Raw genomic sequence first — 20,644 nt, 5'->3', positions numbered from 1 at the left:
TCGAAATACCGCTCACCGATAGCCGAAGATACGAAATAACCGGATCGGCCTAACTTTACATAGCTCCTAATCATTTTCTTAGTCGTATGTCCCTATACGTCTTACTGCGATCAGAACAAACTCGCCTGCACAAACGTCTGGTCCGGCAAACCCAACAATGGCATGCGCGCGATTTCCCTGCACTTCGAGCCGCTTACCAGGGATCTTTTCAGCAAGATCATTTCCGTGACGCGGAACGATGAGTGGAATTTCTTGTACATCCATTCCTTGGCTGCGCTGTTCATCTGTGCCGGTGTCATCCTGCGGGCGATGGTAACATGCGGATCGGTGCAGAACCTGAATTCCCCCGAAGCCCATTTGGACAGGTGCTCAATCGTCTCGGTTTTAAGGTTCTTGGTCAACCCGTTTACCTGAAGAGAGGAGCTTGCGTCCAGATCGACGTAAAACGTACCGCCTTCGTACCGGTTGAAACCATCCAATTCAATACGGAATGGCGCGACATGGCGCGCCACTTTTTCAAACCCCTGAATTACCCTGTCGAGTTTATATTCATGGATAATGCAGTTGAAAAGCGTCAGATGCGGGCGGAGATTCGCAGCCTGTTCGCAGCCATAAGCCTTTTGAAAATACTGCTTGACGCTTCCGATCGCGGCTTCGGTGACCGGATCACAGGAAAAAACCAGGAGGTACTCATAGAGATGCTCCCGGATGTTCCTGATCGTACTCAAATCGTTGTTGTTGATGTGAATAGATTTCATGTTGATGAAGTGTAATTTTCACTTGTAAAAATAGTAAAGGTATTTTAAATACCAAACTATTGATCTTAAAAATATCAATAAATTTATCGTAAATGCCGTTTCTTGAATTCAGAAGGGTTTTCGCCGACTACTTTTCTGAAAAGCTTATTGAAATAGGAGAGGCTTTCGAACCCGACAGCAAAGCATGCCTCTGAAACTGAGCGGTCTTGAAGCAAGAGATTCTTCGCCTGATTGATCCGGAACTGGTTCACGAAATCGGTGAAAGTCATGCGGGTATTCGCTTTGAAAAACCGGCAGAAAGCAGGAGTGGTAAGGTTTACCGCGGCCGCAACTGCATTCACGTCGGGTGTGCGGTCGAAATGGGCTTCTACGTACGCATATACATGCTGCATGCGCAGATGTTCTTTCCGGAATGATTTACTGCCGATCGGCTTGGGATTCAATACGATCGCTTCGGTCGACTCGGCCATAAGCCTTAAAATGCTAAGAAGCGTCAGTAGTTGGTCGAACGGGGCCAGCGCGGGGATTTGTTTGAGCTTTTCACCTATAATACGCTTGGTTTCGCCGGAAAATGAGAGACCGTGATGCGAGTTTTCGAACAACTTCCGGATGTTTTGGAGCTCGGGTGCAAGCAGAAAATCTTTGCCCAAAAAATCTTCCCGCATCTGGACAATTACCTGCTCGCAGCTTGTACGAACCCCATAATCGAAATTCAGGTGCGGTATATTCGGGCCGATAAACACCAGGTCGCTGCCCTCGTACACGGACGTATGCGAGCCCACGTGCCGCGTGCCGCTTGATCCTTCCACATATACGATCTCATACTCAGGGTGGAGGTGCCACAGAAATGTGTCGTTCAGGCCAGGGGTTAGCAGGATTTTGAAGGAACTTCCCTGGTCCGGGTGGATGTCTTCGCGGATAATTTTCATATTAAAATGCCTGTAATTGTCCCTGGTTTGCCACTATGACAGGCGTAATTTCCTGGTCTTGTTAATATAGAGCAAAAATAGGCAATTGTAGCGGTAGTGGAGGTTATAGCGGATAATTAGTTTTGTTTTATTCAATCATGAAAAAATAGTATTGATATGGAAGCGAAAACAATGGCCACTATGGCACCTGCGAATGCTCATCAGGACATTCCTGGTAATCCTTCGACGGCCAAATCGAGCAATGTGAGGCTAAACGATAGAAGTAACGGCAAACCGCTCAAATTACTGACCGAAGAAGACTGGGATTTCTGGACAACCAATGGTTATATCGTGATCCCGAATGCGGTACCGAAAGAGCAGGTCAAAAAGCTGGCCGATTTTTTGTGGGAATTTGAAGAAAAGGACCCGGATGACCCGGAAACATGGTACGCGCCGCCACGTGCCGAAATGAAGATGAAAGAACTGACCAATACCGGGATGGTCGAGGTGTACAACCATCAATACCTGTGGGATAACCGACAATACCCGAAGGTGCATGAGGCATTCTCCGACATTTGGGGCACCGAAAAACTTTGGGTGACCATCGACCGGGCCAATTTGAACCTGCCGCTCCGTCCCGGTTTCGAATATAAAGGCTTTATTCATTGGGACTACGACCCGGAAACCAAACCGCAAAATGTGCAGGGCGTACTCGCGCTGGCCGACCAGGACGACGAGAATATGGGCGGGTTTCAATGCGTGCCGGAGCTGTTCAGGACCTACGACACCTGGAAATTGACGCAGCCGAAGGACAGGAATCATTTTCAGCCGGACGTGACAGGTTTTGAGATCGTTAAGGTAAAAATGAATGCCGGTGACCTGCTGATCTTTAATAGTTCCCAGCCGCACGGGATCCGCGCCAACCGGAGCGAGGACAAAGTTCGCCTCGCGCAATATATTTCGATGATGCCGGCGCAGGAAGAAGATGAGGCATTGCGGCAATGGCGGATCCGCTCCTGGCGGGAACGTGAGGCGCCGCAGGGTTACGCTTTCCCGGGCGATCCCCGGAATTGGGAACAAACCCGTTATCAAACGGCGGATTTGAGCGAACTGGGACGCAAATTGCTAGGGCTGGATCGCTGGAATTGAGATATTTAAGAATGTCGGCGAGTCACGTAATAATATAAAATGGGGTACGTTTTGGGTTTGTAACCGCTAACAAACTTTTTTAACGTAAATCAGACCCCTATGAAAGCGAATCTGCTCACGCTGGCATGCTTGTCATGCACGATGACGAACGTACTTGCCCAGACAAGCTACCGCATTGCCGAGACCGCCGCCGATTTTCTTACCATCGCGCCGGATGCCCGGGCAGGAGGGATGGGCTACGCCGGGACTGCCACAAGTGGCGACGCGAATTCGGCATTCTGGAACGTCGGTAAGCTCGCCGATGCGCCGGGAAGTTTTGGAGTTTCTGCGACTTACTCGCCCTGGCTGTCCTCCCTTATTAATGGTGCCTGGCTGGGTTACGCCGCCGGTTACAAGAAGCTGAACAATGGGCAGGTGGTGGGCGCATCCGTTCAATATTTCAGTGATCCGGCAATCGTTTCGGCTCCGTCACTTTCCGCCGGTGGAGATATCGCGTTCAGCGGATCGTATGCCAAACAATTGGGAAGCCATTTTTCAGCAGGGATGACGCTCAAATATGTGTCATCGGACATTGGAAGCAGTGTCGTGCAGGGCAATGTATTGAAGCCTGCACGCGCAGTAGCCGGCGACATCGGGGTTTATTACAAAAGTCTTTCGTCTGATGCCGAGGGGAATGAAAATATGGTATGGACGGTCGGTGCCGCACTGACCAATATCGGCCCCAAGATGGACTATGGGTCGGGTTATGAATACTTTTTGCCGACAACCCTGAGGTTGGGCGGAGGTCTTTCGTATACTGCCAACGGGCAACACAAGCTGAACGTGACCGCCGAGGCGGGAAAACTGTTGGTACCAACGCCTGTTCCCGGCAGCAATGTGAATCAGAAACCGTATTTGGAAGGTATTCTCCAATCCTTTTCTGACGCGCCCGGTGGTTTTAAAGAAGAAATGCAGGAAATAGTTGTGGCTATGGGTGCTGAATACTGGTACAAAAATGTATTCGCACTCCGGGGCGGCTACCACGCCGAAAACAAAGTGAAAGGCAACCGCAAATTCTTCACTACCGGAGCCGGTGTACGCATTCTGAAACACTATTCCCTCGACTTCGCATATCTGATCCCGACCGATTCGGGCAGTCCCTTGAAGAATATGTATAAAGTGTCGGCTTCGGTCAACTTTTAGGGCTGCTGAACGCCTTTCAACGAATATTCCCGGATTAACAAGTATTTGCAGCACACCGCCGAAGTCTGTTTTCAATAATATTCCTGGAAAACCGATTCGCTGCAATCGAATGACCCACCAGTGCCTGCAAACTTTCATCAGTTCAAACATGCATTCTGTCAGTTCAAACATGCTTTCCGGCATCAGGGGAGAAATGGGCTTCGCTAATGGGTGTTGAAGTGAGAATTTTGTGCCGCTATGAGGTGCCTGATACTCGCTTTACTGTCTCTTTACCTGTGTATTACGCATGCGGTCGCGCAGGCGGAATGGAGGCGCGTGGCTATGCGCGACGGGATAAAAGTGTATGCCAAAACGGTCCCCGATTCGAAGATCAAAGCCATGAAAGCGGAATGTACGCTGGATGCAGGCCTGGATGAGGTGATTGCATTATTGCTGGATGTGAAAGCCACCGAGCAATGGGTGTGCCATACCAAATCGTGCCGACTGATTCGAAGAGTTTCCGATACGGAGCTGCTTTATCATACGGAGGTAAGTTTGCCGTGGCCGTTGGATAATCGCGATTTTGTGACGCATTTGCGCGTCATAAAACACGAAAGGAGCGGTGTTGTGACTGTTGAAGCACCAGCCGTACCGGGGATCGTGCCGTTGCGGGAGGGTGTTGTACGAATCAACGCTTCAATAAACCGCTGGCTAATCCGCCCGTTGCCGGACGGGAAGGTGTGGGTGGAATACCTGCTGCAAGTCGACCCCGGCGGTCACATTCCTGCGCATGTCGTCAACATGTTCGCTTGCCGGGCACCTATCGAAACGTTTCAAAACATGCGGAAGGTGCTGCGGAAGCGTCGCGGAGGTTAGTGGGACGGTGATCGCCAGTCTGATATCCATCGCTATCTATTCAAATTGGCATGTGTTTTTTGAGATTTTTTATAATTATTTTCCTAAATTGGCAAAAGGGAGATTCGAAGCGCTTTTTAGCGTGGAAACTAAGGTTCTGAAATTCAACGCAAAACATAAAACGATGGGGAAAGGGAAAGATCTTTTCGGGCACTACAATGATCTCGCCAAGGAAAAAGGCCCTGGTAGCGAAGAAAGTAAATATGCCGGCATTCTTTTCCAATCGCTTCTGATGCTTGGCGAGCGCCGCACTTTCGAGCTCCTTGAAGAGGCGGATGAGAAAGGTAAGAAGCTGAAATTGGAATATAATAACGCCGTCAAACGCAGCACGGCATGCCCGTGTGGTGTAACGCTGACATAGCTTTTTAGTGAATAACTTCGGTACAGGCCTGGCGGACGATCCAAATCCACCGGGTCTTGTTGTATAGCGGCGCCGACAGTTTATCAATTATTTGGGCCAGTTCATCCCGACGGCTCCTATTCTGCGCTTATTCCCGTAAATTGGGAATAGAATAGCCTCTTGTTTCCGCATGACCGCCCAACCGCATTTCGACCCTGATTTTGCCGCTTCGCCCCCCCGGGCGCATTGGTTTTTTAGGTACAAGCTCTACCATATTCCATTCTGGATCGTCTATCATTATATATGGTGGGTGGTGGCGCTTGGCAATCCGGTCAAGGTGGTGGAAGCACTGTTTACAACCTCCGTGATCAAGTTCCTATTTTACGTGATATGGCAGGCGCTGGCGGTGTATTTCAACCTGTATTTTCTTATCCCGCGGTTCCTGGAAAAAGGCAGGTATGTCCAGTTTCTGACGTTTTTGCTGTTAACCATCCTCGCTACCGCCGCGATGATCGTGCCGGGCTACTACATCGGCGCCTGGGCCGCAGGAAAAACGCTGGAAGAATTCTTCGGACCTGGAAACTACGAGTTTTTTCACATGATGCTCGGAGGACCGTTATCGTCGACTGTTGCCGCAACGACATTTGCGATGAGTATCAAATTAGCCAAAAACTGGCTTCAAACGCAGCAAAGACAACAAATTCTGGAAAAAGAAAAGCTGGAAACCGAATTGAATTTTCTGAAATACCAGTTCAACCCACATTTCCTTTTCAACAGTATCAATTCGATCTTTTTCCTGATCCATAAAAACCCCGATATGGCGTCGGCGTCGCTTGCGAAGTTCTCGGAGCTACTCCGGCATCAGTTGTATGAATGCAACGACCACCAGATCCCACTGGTTAAGGAAATTGCTTATCTCGAAAACTTTATCGAACTGGAAAAGCTGCGTCAGAGCGACAACCTGGATGTGGTTTTCAAGGTGGAGGAACACTTTGACGAGCAGCCGGGCATTGCGCCTTTTGTGCTCATGACGTTCATGGAAAACGCATTTAAGCACGTTTCAAGGCACCACGACCAGCCCAACTGGATCCGAGGCGATCTGCGGTTGGACAATGCAAATCTGGTATTTAATCTCATCAACACGGTTTCGGAGGAGCAGAATGCGGAAGTGGTGAATTACGGGGGAATCGGCCTAAAAAATGTCCGGCGCAGGTTGGATCTGATTTATCCGGGAAAATACGAGCTGGATATCCGGCGCGATGCTGACCGGTTTGTCGTTCATTTTGAGGCTGAACTTGAAAAATTGGAATCGACAGAAATTTCTCCAATGTCTTTAAATCATGCCGGTTAGATGATCAATTGTGCGATAATAGATGATGAACCGCTGGCGCGGGAAGGGCTGGCTGATTATGTGAAGGAAGTGGATTTTTTGAAACTGACAGGCGTTTGCGAAAACCCGGTCGAACTCATCAGTCTTATGGACCGCGAGCCTGTCGACCTGATTTTCCTGGACATTCAAATGCCCAAAATGAGCGGTATCGACTTCCTGAAAATCGTGCAGAACCCGCCGATGGCCATCATAACCACGGCTTACCCGAGTTACGCGCTGGAAGGATTTCAGCTCAATGTGATGGATTACCTGCTGAAACCGATCACTTTCGAGCGTTTTTTCAAATCGGCGGGCAAGGCAAGGGATTATCACAAACTGCTGACCAAATCCGCAACATCGAAGACCGAGGAAGACTATTTTTTTATCAAATGCGGCAGCAAATACGAGAAGATTTTCTTCGATGATATTCTGTATATCGAGGGCCTTCAAAACTACGTCACGATCCATACTCGAAAAGGCAAGTACATTACGCTGCTCAACCTCAAACACCTCGAACAAAACCTTGATAGCCGGCATTTTATCCGCATTCATAAATCCTATATTGTCTCGATCGGGAAAATCGAGGGGATCGACGGAAATGAGATCTTTATTCAGCCGCATCGTATTCCCATCAGCCGGAATTACCGTGAGCAGGTAATTGAACAGGTGGTAAACCGGAGGCTAATGGATAAGAACCGTTAGTCACTTGACATTGAAGTGCAGTAAAGCGATTTCGCCGGTGACAGCCTCCGACGTTTTTGTAATATCCCTATCGAAGGGGCGAACGAGGTTATTCCCTGCCAAATCTTCTAACCTGGGTTCGATCAGAACTTTATAAGAACCGGCTTTCCAGTTTGCATCCGGAATAAAATGACATTGTATTTCAGCCTTGCCAATTTGCCATTGACCCGAGATCTTCTCGCCCGCGCCGTCTTGTACAGTAAATACTTCTTGTAAAAGGCCATGATCGAGCGGTTCTTTAAAATCGATCTTCAATGCTTGCTTCGTGGCGGCTGTGGGTGGTACCAATGTCCATTGCGAAGGTTGCGGCGAGAGCGAGTCCTTCGCGATGGTAACAAACGCCTTTTGGTAGGCTTTGGCGAGACGTTTCCCGCGCGCGTCGGTCCAGGCCTGCGATATCGCAATCTCGTAATGCGTGCCGCGCTGCATGGGCGCGCCGAGTCGCTTATTAGGCTGTAAATCACGTTTGATGCGACCAGGGTCGAGCCAGAGTGTCAGAACCGTCCGCTCCGGGTTCCACAATTCCGGTTGCAGGTCCAGGAATGCGCCGTCGATGGTATCGCGCTTGTTTTTAATGAGTTTTATATATTTCGCTGAAAGCCCCTCGCGCATCGGTTGGTTGAAATGCAGGTAGATTTTCAGCAGGTTTTCAGGCAGCGTGTCGGCCGAAGGATAAATGGCAATAACCCTTGGCGCATTACCAGCATTATTTTCAGGGACTTCAAAGCCTCCCACGCGCGTGTCGCGTACACGTACGTCATAATGCATGCCGCGCGTGAAGGGAATCATCGGCGTGAACAGCAGCCCGCTTTCTTTTTGTTCGAACGAGCCCAGAATGCCTACGGGATTTTGTTGGCCGGCTATATTGACTGTTACCAGAGAAAAAATGGAATCTTCCGGAATGTCCGCTGCAAGGGCGCCAGGAATTCGGATGGCGAAGGCCTGCCCGTTTTTCCATTGAATGTCGATCGACTGATTCGCGCTCTCAGGAAGACAGGCGATAAGGCATACAAAAAAAGTCAGGCCGGGGATGTACGCCAGCCTGACCAATCGGTTTGTCGAAATCTTACAAATACCTTTCACTCGAAGTCCAGAGGTCGAGGCTGCCGTTGGACCGGCGTTGCAGGATGATCATGCGCGAATCGTCCAGCTTGTCCATCTGAATCACATTCGTCACCGGCAGAGACACGAAATCGACGCCCGCCGTCGCGAAACTTTCCTCAACAGGGGTCGTCAGCGCGCCCTGGTAGGCTTCGATGCTTTTGTATTTTACCTTGAAAACGGGCCGGGCAGAGTTGGACATCATCAGGAACGACTCTCCGCCTTTGCTTACCGTCACCATATCGATCGGCGAATTACCGCTACCCATTTCGGCGACGGTGCGGCCTTTTACATGCGTACCGGGTTTGAGCTCGTCCATCGGGAAAAGGACCAGCGGCGTGCAGGTGTAGCTCGCTACCAGGTACTTTTTACCCTTGATTTCAGCCGTTGTAAATGTGCGGATCGGCGCCAGTGTTTCATATTTGCCATGCGCGGCATGATAGATTTCCAGCGTTGATTGGTCCTGTTTGTTGGTAAAAGGGAAAGGAATGCTGCGGAAAGTTGAGTTGAATTCCTGACCGGAGAGCCCGCTCACCAGCACTTTCCCATCGGCAAAACCAATATCCGAAATCGCCGCAACCCTCACAGAATTACCACGTTTGTCTTTCGCGTCTTCCGCAGGTGCATTATTAAGCGCGAGGCTCGAAAACGGTATATTTTTAGTACTTACCGCTTCGATTTTGTCGCCGGTGATTTTGAGCAGGACTGGTGTACCATCGGCACTTTGCACGGCGCAGTAAATGTTTTTGGAAACAGGGTTTACGGCAATGTCCTGAATACTGATGTTAGCGGCATCTGTTCCCAGTAATGCAGCTATTTTCTGGTCAATGTTCTTTATTTCAACAGGTTGTGTACTTACATTGGCGGTCGCGTCTTTCGTGTCGATCGCGAAAACCGTCGCACTTTTGGAATCGCCCACAAGAAGCACCCCGTCCGGCCCGAAAGCCAGCCCGCTGATCGATCGGATCTCCGGCGTACCGACTGCCATGCCGTATTTGGCAGGCCTCACGCGCGAAGTGTTGGCCAGGAACACGAGCCCGGCAAGTGCGGCCAACAAAAAATAAACCTTCTTCATCGTTTATGTGCGTTTAATGAGTTGACAATGAACGGCCAGCATAATATGTCCAGCGTATTATAAAGTAGCGGATGCGGCAAACCTACCGGTTGAAGCGATGGGTTTGCATGTAAATTTTCAGCGCGTCGGCGGCGTATTTAATCTGTTATTGGCAGTCGCATAAATTATCGAATGGTAACGATCGGATATCATTTTTTATTTATCGATGAAATTGGATTAAATTAAGATGTAACCATGGTTAGCGTAGACAAAAAACCTTTGACCGGCGTTATCTTTGAATGTGGGGCTGGGTTTCTCCGATTTAAGATAAGACATGGAACTGAATTCATATAAAGTAAAAAAATCCCAAAGGGTGATCGCGGTAGTGCTCGCGGCAGCTGTAACCGGCGTTTTTTCAGCATTGGTAGCCGATACCCTCAAAGTCATTACAGAGCATTACGAGGAGGCTTTCCTGGAAAACTTGCGGCACAATCGTTATCTGATCTTCATTATTCCGCTCATCGGCCTCACTACCATTCATTTGCTGCGCTATTTCCTATTTCATAACAAAGCCAATAAAGGGATCAAGGAAGTGCTGGATACGATCAATAAAAATGCCCACACATTGCCTGCTTACAAAATTCCCTCTCATTATTTCAATGGCCTGCTGACAGTAATTTTCGGCGGCTCCACGGGCATCGAAGTCTCCACTGTGGTTTCAACGGCGGCTATTGGCGCATTGTCGAGCCGGAAAGTGAGCTATCTGCGCAAGTACCGTACGGATCTCGTGTGCGCGGGGCTGGCCGCGGGGGTAACGGCCCTTTTCAATGCACCTGTTGCCGGGTTTCTATTTGCCTTTGAGGTGTTTACAAGAAGAAAAAGCAAACTGCACACCGCAGCGGTGGTTACCGCCGTGCTTTCGTCGTACCTGATTACCCGCTTCTTTTTTTACAAACAAGTCTTCCATTTCAGCGTCACCAACTGGCGCACGGAGGCACTGCCTTACATGATCCTGCTGGGTGTGCTGGCAGGGCTCAATTCGGTTTATCTTACCAAATGCGTGCTGTTTTGCAAGAAGTTTTTCGGTTCGCTGCAAAACGATTATGCCCGTATTATTGGTGGCTCGCTGCTGATTTCAACGATGATTTTCTTCGTACCGAACCTTTACGGCGAAGGTTATGAAGGGATCAAGCATGTATTCCGTCAGGCCGACGCGCCTACATTGGCCGTCATACTGCCGTTGCTCGTGGTACTGCTACTCAAACCTGTCGCGACGTCGGTTACACTTGGCGCAGGTGGTGATGGAGGCGTTTTTGCGCCGAGCCTGTTCATCGGCGCATTTCTCGGATTGATTGTCTGTGTTGTATTAAACCACTATTTCGGACTCGGCCTGATACCTGTCAATTTTGTGCTGATAGGCATGGCGGCTGTGCTCAGTGGCAGCATTCACGCGCCGTTTACCTCTATTTTCCTGGTGTGCGCGTTAGCCGACAACTATATTCTCTTTATCCCGATCGTGATCGCGAGCCTCGTTTCTAAATGGGTAGCTGCGGCGATTTTCCCGTACTCGGTTTACACTTATCAGGTCAAACAAGCGACTGGCGGGCAGGTAGCTACTGTTCCGCAACCACGGCCATAACGAGCGTCGCTGCATTATGTGCTGCTACATGGTAGAACTGGTCCATATCCGCCTTGGCTTTGCCATCGGCTTTGTCGCTGAGGCTCCGGATGATCAGAAACGGCGTATTCTGTTGGTAGCAGGTTTGCGCGATGGCTGCCCCTTCCATTTCCGTAGCGGCTGCATGCAGGTCTTTCAGTAGCCGCTGAGTGGTTTTTTCGGAGGAGACAAACTGGTCGCCCGTGACGATAATGCCTTTTTTTACAGCGGGGACAAAGCTGCCGTTGCCCCGCTCCACCTTCGCCAGTTTCAGGTTTTTGGAAACCGAAAGGGCCTTGCTGATCAATGCGGAATCGCAGAGGAATTTCAGCGGGTTTTCCTTCTTGGTAAAAGGGTTTTTCGTAGCCCAATAATGCATTCCGGCGTCGTCGATCTGCCCGAAATCATGGTAGGCGATCTGCGTCCCGATCACCAGATCGCCCGGCGCCAGCGTGGGATCCACACCGCCCGCAATACCTGAAAACACGATTTCTCGCGGTTTAAAATGCTGGATCATCACGACGGTGGTAATGGCGGCATTGACCTTCCCGACCCCCGTTTCCGCGAGCACGACGCGCCGGCCTCGCAGCTCGCCCTTAATGAACCGGATCTGGCTGATAATCGTATCTTTTTTCTGTGTCATTTCGCTTTCCAGCAATACCAGTTCAGGCGGAAATGCGCCGAGAATACCGGTAACGCTTTGGGATTTAACAGAAAGAACGATGAGTAGAAAGAGGAATGTGAGCAGTGAATTTTTCTTCATGTTGAGTTTAAAAAATCAGGGCCAGTATGGCGAAAATATCAATGATAATGAGGGCAATACTAATGTCCTTGGCCCGTCCCGAGAGCAATTTCAGGGCCGTCCAGCTCAGGAATCCCCAGATAATGCCCTGGGTAATGGAGTAGGTAAAGGGGATCAGAACCATGGCGAGGAAAGCCGGAAATGCTTCTGAAAGATCATTCCAGCTGATGCGGATCACGGGTTTCATCATAAAAACACCTACCAGCACCAAAGCAGGCGCGGTGGCGATAGAGGGTACCGCGCTCAGCAAAGGCGAAAGGAACAGAAATGGCAGGAACAAAATGGCGCCGGTAACCGCGGTGAGACCCGTTTTGCCACCCTGCTCGATCCCTACTGCCGATTCAATGTAAGCCGTACCGGGACTGCTGCCCGTGAGCCCGGCGATGGTCGTTGAAATGGCGTCCACCATCAGCGAGCGTCGGATATTGCGGGGCTCGCCGTTTTCGTCGAGTAGATTGGAGGCTTCTGCCAGCCCGACGAACGTGGAAAGGCTGTCGAACATATCGGTAAATACGAACGCAAGAATGATAGGTGCCAGGCTCCATCGAAGCGAATGGACGAGGTCGAGCTGAAAAAGCAGGCTGAAATCGGGTTTCGAAACGAGATGATCGATGGTGATAACGGTTTCTGTGCCACCCCACCAGCGACCGATCGGCCAGGCGAGCAGGCTTGTGATGACAATGCCGATCAGGATGCTGCCCTTTACATTGCGGATCAGCAGGATCACCGTCACAAGCAAACCGGCGATGAATGTGAGCGTGGGCGCATTGAGGTTGCCCAGGCTGATCATCGTCGCCGGATTGGGCACGATGAATTTGGCATTGGCAAAACCTATAAGCGTGATAAACAGCCCTATTCCCGCCGCGATGCCGAAGCGTAACGGTTTTGGAATGGCCTTGACAATGTAGGCCCTGATGTTGAATGCAGATAAAATAAGGAAGAAGATCCCCGACCAGAATACCGTCCCGAGCGCCACTTGCCACGACAGCCCGTCGGTGAGCACGGCCGTGTAGGTGAAAAACGCGTTGAGGCCCATTCCCGGCGCGACCAGGATAGGGTTGTTGGCGTAAAGGCCCATCATCAGACTGCTAAAAAACGACACGAGGATCGTTGCTGTAAGCACGGCAGGGAACGGCATGCCGGTTTGGCTGAGGATCGACGGGTTGACGACGATGATATACGCCGTTGCCAGGAATGAGGAAATCCCGGCCAGGATTTCGGTGGAGATCTGCTCTTTGCGAAGCCCGGAAAATAAGGTCATATCGTTCAGGTTTATTTCAAATATATTGATTTAATATTCAATGGGAAGGCTTTTTCACAAGCTGTAAGGGATAAGGGGCCGAAAATTGGTCATTAGTATTCCAGTAAGTTCCTATTTTGCATAGATTTAAAAATTGTTCTTTTATCACCTGAACCATACATGCTTAACATTCCTAAGTACCGGGGCAAACGGTGGGGCATTGCCCTGCTTGGAGGCATTACCCTGGCATCCGTGCTGATGACCGGCTACACCTATACCCGCAACACCGCTTCCGACCGCCCTGATTCGCTGCAACTGGCTTCGTTTGTAGAACCTGGCTTCCCTTATATTTCGACATCCGTGGACGCCCGCAAACTGGGCGGCGGTTTTCCGAAAGATAACCAGGCCGCGCGTACCCTTGCTTTGCAGCTGGGCGACAGTGCTTATGCGTGTTTCGATACCGATCTGCTGCGGTGGTCGGTAGCGTGGACGGGCAAGTTCCTGCCGATGGTCCTCATGGCGCAGGTTTCGTACAAGGATTTTTTTAACAAGAACAACAACATAGCCACCGTTCCGGGCTCGCCAGTGCTCGCAACAGGCGCCTACGCGGGATGGTCGACAGGAAAGCCTGCCTACCGCACCGATCAATCGTTGCCGCCGACCTGGAAGCCGCTTCCGGCAGAACGTGGGCGGTATAATGGCGTGTATGTCTACGGAAATCGCTCGATACTCGACTATTCGGTAGGGAAGGCGCGTATTTACGAGCTACCCGGAAGTGCGCATTTCGATGGAGGCGTCGCGTTTACCCGTGCGATCCAGGCCGGGGATGTTTCTACGGAATTGTTTCTGACTGCCGCTGAAATCGATAATGCAACTGGCAGCGAAGTAAAAGGCCGCATTGCGTATGTGTACCAGGGCGTGGGCAAGGACACCGTTACCGCAGTGGCCGTTTTGGGCAAAGGCAAACCGAACTGGCAGGCAGGGGTGGAAGAAGGGAAATATCTGACCGTAACCGTATCGGCATCAGGAGAAGCGACGATCGCCATTTGGAAAGGTCTTTCGAAGAACAAAAAGGCATTTGAGAAGTTTGTAAAAACCAAGCATATCCCGCTGCCTGATTTCAAAAAAGGCGGCCCTGCATTATGGAAGGAAACGGTGGTGACGCAAGGAAAGTTGGCCCCCGACACAGCTGCATTTGTGACCGATCAACTTACTTTGCCTTTGAGCAATCCGTGGAAAAGAAATGTGCGTGTGGCTGATGTGGCTTTTTTTAAGGATGGCAGAGCAGCGGTTGTAACTTTTGAAGGTGACGTCTGGACGGTTGAGGGCATTGATAAAAACCTCCAAAACCTGAAATGGCGGCGCTTTGCATCGGGTCTCCATGAGCCGATGAGCATCGAGATCGTGAAGGAGCAAATTTACGTTTTCGACAGAAACGGCATTGTCCATTTTCACGATCTGAACAACGACGGCACGGCCGATTATTATGAGAACTTTTCGAATGTGATGGGGCAGTCGCCGGAGTCGCGCGAGTGGGCGGGCGACCTTGTTACTGCGCCGGATGGTAGTTTTTACATTGCAAAAGGCGGCAGTTTGAGCAATGGGCCGGGTATGACGAAGGTTACCGGTAAAGGTTTCCGTGCGGGTTCAGACCAGAACGGGGCTATTCTGAAAATCTCGCCGGACGGCCGCGGCGCGGAAGTGGTAGCGACCGGTTTACGCGGCCCTTATTTAGGGATTCACCCAACCAAAGGCATTCTCACCGCTTCCGACCAGCAAGGCAACTACGTGCCTTCTACACCTATTTTTGTTATTAAACAAGGTGATTATTTCGGTGTAGAACCCACATTGCACAGGAAAGATAATCCGGCCGTGACCCCGCCATTGACCTGGATTCCCCACAGCGTCGACCGTTCGGCGATCAGCCAGGTTTGGGCCACCAGTTCCAAAATGGGGCCATTGAATGGTAATCTGATCCACTTTTCTTTCGGCAGGCCCGGCTTATTCCGCGTGCTGATCGATAGCACTACGAGCGTTGTTCAGGGTGGTGTTTCAGTGATTAATGCCAATTACCCGGCACCAACTTCCAAAGGGGCGATGAACCCCGTTGATGAACAATTGTATGTGGCCGGTTTTAATCTCTGGGGTTCCAGTTCTAATGGTATCAGCGCATTACTGAGGCTTCGCTATACGGGCAAGCCCAGCTATTTGCCCAACCATTTCAGGGCTGGTAAGCAAGGTATTGTACTCCGTTTCGATTCGCCGTTAGATAAAGCGACAGCCAGCGATCCTAAGAATTTCGAAGTAAAAAGATGGAATTACAAACGCACCGAAGAATACGGCTCGGGCCATTTCAAATTGGACGGTTCAACGGGGCAGGAAACCATGTACGTGGCTGCGTCGTACCCGTCGGCAGATCGTAAAAGTGTGTTCTTACTCGTACCCGAAATGACCGAGGTGATGCAAATGGAAGTAACCTACCATTTGCAAGCCGCAGACGGCAAAAAAGTGAACGACCAGTTCTGGTTTACCATTAACCAGTCGACAGACGTGGATTTGAAAGGCTTTGAAGGTGTCGATCTCGCATTGCTGACAGCAAAACGTCCGGAAACGGCAACCGTAGCAGTGGCGGAAACAGCGGCGACGGCGGAAAAAGGACGGGAAATATTCCAAAAAATGGCCTGCGCGGGCTGCCACTCCGAAGGTACCCGCACAAAAGGCATGTACGGCCCGCCGTTCCAGAACCTGTACAAATCGGAGCGCACTTTCGACGATGGCAGCAAGGTGATCGCGGACGAGGCTTACCTGCGCGAATCGATCCTTACGCCTTCGAAACGCATCATAAAAGGTTATAATGAAGAAATGCCGTCGTTTGTGGGCGTGCTTTCGGATAACGATATCGAATCGGTGATTTTGTTTATTAAATCACTTTCAGGTAAATAACCGCTCTGGCTGCTCCACAGCCGCTGTAGAGCAGCCACTACGAAATTCCATCCAGGCTGAACGGAAGCCGGCGGACTCGCTGGCCTGTGAGGTCGAAAATGGCATTGGCGAGGGCCGGGGCGAATGGAGGCAGCCCCGGCTCACCCACGCCGCCGGGTTTTTCGTCATTTTCCATAATATGTACTTCAATGGGCGGAATGTCGGCGATGCGCGGCATAGGGTAGGTGTCAAAATTCTGCTGAGCGGCCCTGCCGTCTTCAAATGTGGTTGCGTGCGTAGTGGCTGCGCCCAGGGCCATAACAATACTGCCTTCGACCTGGGCGCGGATAATGTCCGGGTTTACATACCATCCGCAATCCATTAGTGCAATTACTTTCTCAATCCTGATTTTTCCTTCTGCATTACGCGCCACTTTCACGGCATGCCCGCAAATGCCCGTGAAGCATTCGGTAAATGCAACGCCCCAGCCCGGATTTTTGCCCCGGGACTGCCATTGGGTCAGTTCTGCCATCCGGTCGATCAGCGCCTGGTAGCGCGGGCTCGGCAAATGCTGGCGCCGGAATACAAGTGGATCTTTGCCTGCCAGATGCGCCAGCTCGTCTATAAAGCTCTCGCACGCGAACCCTTGCGTGGATGCGGACACGGACCGCCACCACATCACAGGTATGGGCGAGTGCGTACCCACCCCTCCGAAGCTGTAATGCGGTATTCCCTGCCGGTAGGGATGTAGTAATCCCTCGAAATCGCCCGTATTGTAACCAGCTGCGTCGGGTGGCCCCGGTGGCGTAGGCGACCATTCCTGGCCGATCCATTGGGTAGCAGTATTGGCTTGAAATGCGTGTATGCCGCCATCAGCATTCAATCCGCCTTTCAATGCGTAAAAGGCACCCGGGCGGAAAGGGCCGGCTGTCATGTCGTCTTCACGCGTCCAGACTACCTGTATGGGGGCTTGTATCTCTTTGGAAATCAATGCAGCCTCATAGGGGTAATCGGGGAAAGCTTTTCGGCCGAAACCACCTCCAAGGAAGGTCATATGCACCGCCACGTGGTCAATGGGAATGTTAAATCGCTGGCTCAGGTCGGCCTGTATCCAGTTGGCTTCCTGGATAGGCCCCCATATTTCAATGCTGTCGGCACGGGCGTCGGCAATGCAGTTGAGCGGTTCCATGCAGCTGTGCGACTGGTAGGGCGTTTCATAAACCGCTTCCAGCTTTTGCGCGCAATGGTTGTATTCAGTTTCAAATTTGGGTTGCCCGCCGATCTTTTGGAGGTTTTCCCGCATTTGTTTTTCGAGTGAAGTAGTGTCGGGACATTCAAAATCGGGTTCGTTCCAATTCACTTTTAACACTTTGCGGCCTTGCATGGCTGCCCAGAGCGAATCAGCGACGACGGCGACACCTTCGCAGTACTGGGAAAATACAGGTCTTTTTACCTTAAATACATGCGAGACCCCCGGTATTTTTCTGGTTTCCGAATCGTCAAAACCCTTTACCGTTTCCCGGAATCGCCTGCTGCGCTCGATCACGGCATATTTCATCCCGGGTAGTTTTTTGTCCAGCCCAAAAATGGCTGAGCCGTTGGTTTTCAAAGGAATATCCTTCCGTGGTGCAGGCTTGCCAATGATTTTATAGTCGGCCCGCTTTTTGAGTATGACCTCGGTGGGTGGTTTGAGTTTGGAAGCCTTTTCCGCTAGTGCACCGTAAGTCAGTTTCGTTTGGGTAGCCCTGTTGATAACCGTTCCATTTTCAGCGTAGCAATCGTGCCGGGGAATGTTCCACTCCGTGGCTGCGGCTTCGATCAGCATCTCGCGTGCACAGGCACCTGTGCGTAGCAGCCGCGGCGCCCATCCACGGACAGAAAAGCTGCCTTCCTGGGGTTGCGGGCCATATTTTTCAGGATTAGCCGGTGCAAAAAGAATCTCTACGTCATCGAGCCGGACTTCCAGTTCTTCGGCGAGCATTTGCGGCAACGCCTGGAAAGTGCCCTGGCCCATTTCAGAGCGGTTGCACATTAGCGTTACCCTCCCGGTCGGGGCAATCGAAATCCAGGACATCAGCTCCGTGCCCGGCAAGATTCCGTTTGTTACCGGATTTATGATTTCCGGGAGTGTTCGCCCGCTCGCAGGCAGGTATGCAGCAAGCGTCAGCGCCGTCCCCGACCAGGCAACCTGACTAAGAAAATCGCGACGGGATATGTGCTGTGGCTTCATAGTGAAGATTAACGAGAATAGCTGGCAGCTGTTTTGATCGCCTTGCGAATGCGTGGATACGTCCCGCAACGGCATATATTACCATTCATTGCGGCGTTAATGGCCTCGTCATCGGGGTTAGCATTTCCTGCAAGCAATGCTACCGCCGACATGATCTGCCCGCTCTGGCAGTAACCACATTGCGGCACCTGTTCGGCGATCCACGCGCGCTGCACCGGATGCGAATTATCTTCGGAAAGCCCTTCGATCGTCGTTACCGCCTGCTCACCCACCGCCGACACAGGAAAAGAGCAAGAGCGCACCGGCGCTCCGCTCAAATGCACCGTGCAGGCACCGCACTGCGCAATCCCGCACCCGTATTTGGTGCCAGTAAGTCCGATCAGATCGCGTATCACCCAAAGCAACGGCATTTGCGCATCGGCTTCGACAGTATAGGGCTTGCCGTTCACAGAAAGCTGGTAGGATGGCATAGGCGGTTGGGTTGAGAGTTTGTTGCTTCGAATGTAAAGCGGGTGCCCTGGGAGCGCAAATCAGATTGACGAGGTGTTGGTTTGGAGGGATGAAATGCGGGTTTTGATAATTGGTTCCTGCCGGTTGGATATTGGATGAGGGATGAATGAGTCCATTAACACAAATTGTGGAAATCTGTAAATTGGCGTCGTGTGAATGCGCCTTGAGAAAAAGTAAATTTATCGCGATCAGGCCTTCGCTTGATAATTCGTTCTTGCCGCATGAACATCGGATTATGGGTAAGTCTATCAGTCATTACAAATTGAGAAGAAATAGCACTACCATTCTCAATGGACAGATTATTCTACCAATACTTATTTGACAATTCGGGTCAAATTTTTAGCTTTTCCAGCATTGGAAACAAAGTGATGGATAAGATTGTGCTTTTTGTGCCGACGGCGATCCCGGATTCGTACACTGTCATACTTGGCGATCTGCAGAACGATGGAAGCGTCGATGTGGCCGCCACAAGTGGTAATGGAAATACAGAACTTATACTGGCGACTGTGGCAAAAGCCATAGCGTTTTTTCTTAGCGACCATCCCGAAGCAGAAGTGTTGATTGAAGGTTCCACACATGCCCGAACCCGTTTATATCAAATAGCAATTGTGCGGGAGCTGAGAGACATTGGTAGCTATCTTGATATCTATGGGTTGACGGCCGATGGTTATGAAGTTTTTCAGCAAGGAAGAAGCTATTTGAGCTTTGCTGTATCGATAAAAGGTAACTAGTTTAACCAAAACCAATTATGACGGAACTAAATGTTAACCGCAAAGGAAATGTGCCAGAGAACTGGATAACAGATGAAGAATTAAGGCAACGTTATCCGAAACTCTGGAAGGCTGCAAAAGAGAAAGTAAATCGTATCGGTGCTACCTCGACTCCGGAATTGCGGGAACAACTGCGTAGGCTTAGGGGGCGTTAAAAATAATCAAATGGAAACAAAAAAGTAACGACAAAAACGAAGAATGCGGCGAGTTGGTTGGCCGCACAAAAACTTAGGGAGCGGTAGAGTCCGCTCCCTAAGAGTAGTATAATTCATTCGCAATTTACTAGGCAACCATCGTAAACAGCCTATTCAGATCTAATCGCTTCCGAAAGCCTGACCCACTGACGATTTCTTTCAGATTGTTAGCTAACGACGATTGTTCATCGTTCACCATTTCGAGCAGATCACCGAGGTAGTCCGGCTTGCGGCGATTAAGGAATGTGTCGGCTTCGGGCGAGTTGCAGTAGATGGCAGTGAAACCTTTGCCGTGACGTTCGATAATGCCCCATGTGACGAGTGTGTCGAGGAAGTCGAGGGAACTGTGGCTTTGAAGGCCTAGTTTTTGCCGGATTTCGGATACAAACAGCGGGCCGGAGGCAAGCTCGGTAAATAGGCCCAGCCTGACAGCCGTCATCAAGGGTTTCGCAGACCAGAATCCAGTTCCGATCCGGATAATGTTCACCGGGGTAATTTCCTGCTCTTGTTCAATTTCAATAGTATTCATGGCTAAATTGAAGTTAATGTTCCGGAAGACGTGCTTCCAATGGATGAAACATGCTCTAAATTAGTGCTGGGGATTCCATATGCAGAACACCAATGTGATGAACTGCCGAAACCAGGGGTTAAACCATCCCAAAATTGGTGTAGTCTGTTCCCTGCTTAACGACCATTTCGCAGAAAGTTGTCAATAAGTTGCAGGAAATTTGAATTAATCAGCAATGAAACAAAGGCAACCTGCTCATAATCAATGGAAGGAACGCTCAAAAAATCCCGGCTGCTGACGCGACCGGGATTTTGT

Annotated in this window: 19 protein-coding genes; 10 read left to right on the top strand and 9 right to left on the bottom strand. The window is 50.6% G+C overall.

Annotated features, from left to right (window positions below; translation table 11 throughout):
- Window positions 1–110 precede the first annotated feature (110 nt).
- The gene (locus IEY24_RS14455; RefSeq protein WP_188933218.1) at window positions 111–758 is read right to left on the bottom strand and encodes a 2'-5' RNA ligase family protein; all 648 of its coding nucleotides are present in this window, start codon (window positions 756–758) and stop codon (window positions 111–113) included.
- Between the two features lie 83 nt (window positions 759–841).
- A complete protein-coding gene (locus IEY24_RS14450; protein ID WP_188933216.1) occupies window positions 842–1,687 on the bottom strand; it encodes an AraC family transcriptional regulator in 846 nt (281 codons plus the stop codon).
- 156 nt (window positions 1,688–1,843) lie between these two features.
- On the opposite strand from IEY24_RS14450, the gene IEY24_RS14445 reads away from it, so the two are divergent.
- The 6 genes from IEY24_RS14445 (at window position 1,844) to IEY24_RS14420 (ending at window position 7,302) form a co-directional block, all read left to right on the top strand.
- Window positions 1,844–2,815, top strand: coding sequence for a phytanoyl-CoA dioxygenase family protein (locus IEY24_RS14445; RefSeq protein ID WP_188933214.1), 972 nt, complete (start codon window positions 1,844–1,846; stop codon window positions 2,813–2,815).
- 99 nt (window positions 2,816–2,914) lie between these two features.
- The gene (porV, locus tag IEY24_RS14440; protein WP_188933203.1) at window positions 2,915–3,997 is read left to right on the top strand and encodes a type IX secretion system outer membrane channel protein PorV; all 1,083 of its coding nucleotides are present in this window, start codon (window positions 2,915–2,917) and stop codon (window positions 3,995–3,997) included.
- 237 nt (window positions 3,998–4,234) lie between these two features.
- The gene (locus IEY24_RS14435; protein ID WP_188933201.1) at window positions 4,235–4,852 is read left to right on the top strand and encodes an START domain-containing protein; all 618 of its coding nucleotides are present in this window, start codon (window positions 4,235–4,237) and stop codon (window positions 4,850–4,852) included.
- A 121-nt stretch (window positions 4,853–4,973) separates the two neighbouring features.
- Complete coding sequence (locus tag IEY24_RS14430; RefSeq protein WP_229222328.1) at window positions 4,974–5,252, top strand: hypothetical protein; 279 nt, start codon at window positions 4,974–4,976, stop codon at window positions 5,250–5,252.
- Between the two features lie 169 nt (window positions 5,253–5,421).
- Window positions 5,422–6,582, top strand: coding sequence for a sensor histidine kinase (locus IEY24_RS14425; RefSeq protein WP_188933199.1), 1,161 nt, complete (start codon window positions 5,422–5,424; stop codon window positions 6,580–6,582).
- Window positions 6,583–7,302: a LytR/AlgR family response regulator transcription factor gene (locus IEY24_RS14420; protein WP_188933198.1), complete on the top strand. Its 720-nt coding sequence runs from the start codon at window positions 6,583–6,585 to the stop codon at window positions 7,300–7,302.
- Here the strand turns inward: IEY24_RS14420 and IEY24_RS14415 are convergent, their stop codons facing one another.
- Together IEY24_RS14415 and IEY24_RS14410 are read right to left on the bottom strand one after the other, a co-directional pair.
- Complete coding sequence (locus IEY24_RS14415; RefSeq protein WP_188933195.1) at window positions 7,303–8,424, bottom strand: Ig-like domain-containing domain; 1,122 nt, start codon at window positions 8,422–8,424, stop codon at window positions 7,303–7,305.
- Complete coding sequence (locus IEY24_RS14410; protein ID WP_188933193.1) at window positions 8,408–9,517, bottom strand: hypothetical protein; 1,110 nt, start codon at window positions 9,515–9,517, stop codon at window positions 8,408–8,410. Before IEY24_RS14410 ends, IEY24_RS14415 begins: the two co-directional genes overlap by 17 nt.
- 313 nt (window positions 9,518–9,830) lie before the next feature.
- Between IEY24_RS14410 and IEY24_RS14405 the strand changes: the two genes are divergently transcribed.
- Window positions 9,831–11,135 (top strand): chloride channel protein, encoded by a 1,305-nt coding sequence (locus tag IEY24_RS14405; protein WP_188933191.1) that lies wholly within the window; start codon window positions 9,831–9,833, stop codon window positions 11,133–11,135.
- Here the strand turns inward: IEY24_RS14405 and IEY24_RS14400 are convergent.
- Window positions 11,110–11,916 (bottom strand): 5'-methylthioadenosine/adenosylhomocysteine nucleosidase, encoded by an 807-nt coding sequence (locus IEY24_RS14400; protein ID WP_188933189.1) that lies wholly within the window; start codon window positions 11,914–11,916, stop codon window positions 11,110–11,112. The two genes, IEY24_RS14405 and IEY24_RS14400, sit on opposite strands and share 26 nt — an antisense overlap.
- A 7-nt stretch (window positions 11,917–11,923) precedes the next feature.
- On the bottom strand, window positions 11,924–13,216 hold the full coding sequence (locus IEY24_RS14395; protein ID WP_188933187.1) for an NCS2 family permease: 1,293 nt from the start codon (window positions 13,214–13,216) through the stop codon (window positions 11,924–11,926).
- 159 nt (window positions 13,217–13,375) lie between these two features.
- Here IEY24_RS14395 and IEY24_RS14390 point away from each other — a divergent pair, with 159 nt between their 5' ends.
- A complete protein-coding gene (locus tag IEY24_RS14390; protein WP_188933185.1) occupies window positions 13,376–16,138 on the top strand; it encodes a DUF6797 domain-containing protein in 2,763 nt (920 codons plus the stop codon).
- Between the two features lie 37 nt (window positions 16,139–16,175).
- On the opposite strand, the gene IEY24_RS14385 is transcribed toward IEY24_RS14390, so the two are convergent.
- Both IEY24_RS14385 and IEY24_RS14380 read right to left on the bottom strand, forming a co-directional pair.
- The gene (locus IEY24_RS14385) at window positions 16,176–18,347 is read right to left on the bottom strand and encodes a xanthine dehydrogenase family protein molybdopterin-binding subunit (protein WP_188933184.1); all 2,172 of its coding nucleotides are present in this window, start codon (window positions 18,345–18,347) and stop codon (window positions 16,176–16,178) included.
- Between the two features lie 8 nt (window positions 18,348–18,355).
- On the bottom strand, window positions 18,356–18,817 hold the full coding sequence (locus tag IEY24_RS14380; protein ID WP_188933182.1) for a (2Fe-2S)-binding protein: 462 nt from the start codon (window positions 18,815–18,817) through the stop codon (window positions 18,356–18,358).
- A 330-nt stretch (window positions 18,818–19,147) separates the two neighbouring features.
- Between IEY24_RS14380 and IEY24_RS14375 the strand changes: the two genes are divergently transcribed.
- Entirely contained in the window at window positions 19,148–19,588 is a 441-nt protein-coding gene (locus IEY24_RS14375; protein ID WP_188933180.1) for a DUF6934 family protein, read from the top strand.
- 17 nt (window positions 19,589–19,605) lie between these two features.
- Window positions 19,606–19,782: a hypothetical protein gene (locus IEY24_RS14370; protein ID WP_188933178.1), complete on the top strand. Its 177-nt coding sequence runs from the start codon at window positions 19,606–19,608 to the stop codon at window positions 19,780–19,782.
- Window positions 19,783–19,909: 127 nt separating this feature from the next.
- Here IEY24_RS14370 and IEY24_RS14365 read toward each other — a convergent pair whose 3' ends face one another.
- The gene (locus tag IEY24_RS14365; RefSeq protein ID WP_188933176.1) at window positions 19,910–20,350 is read right to left on the bottom strand and encodes a methyltransferase family protein; all 441 of its coding nucleotides are present in this window, start codon (window positions 20,348–20,350) and stop codon (window positions 19,910–19,912) included.
- Between the last annotated feature and the right edge of the window lie 294 nt (window positions 20,351–20,644).

Source organism: Dyadobacter endophyticus, from assembly GCF_014641595.1.
Taxonomy (GTDB): Bacteria; Bacteroidota; Bacteroidia; order Cytophagales; family Spirosomataceae; genus Dyadobacter; species Dyadobacter endophyticus.
Note: the sequence above shows the minus strand (reverse complement) of the source record. Positions and strands in the feature narration are given on the sequence as shown.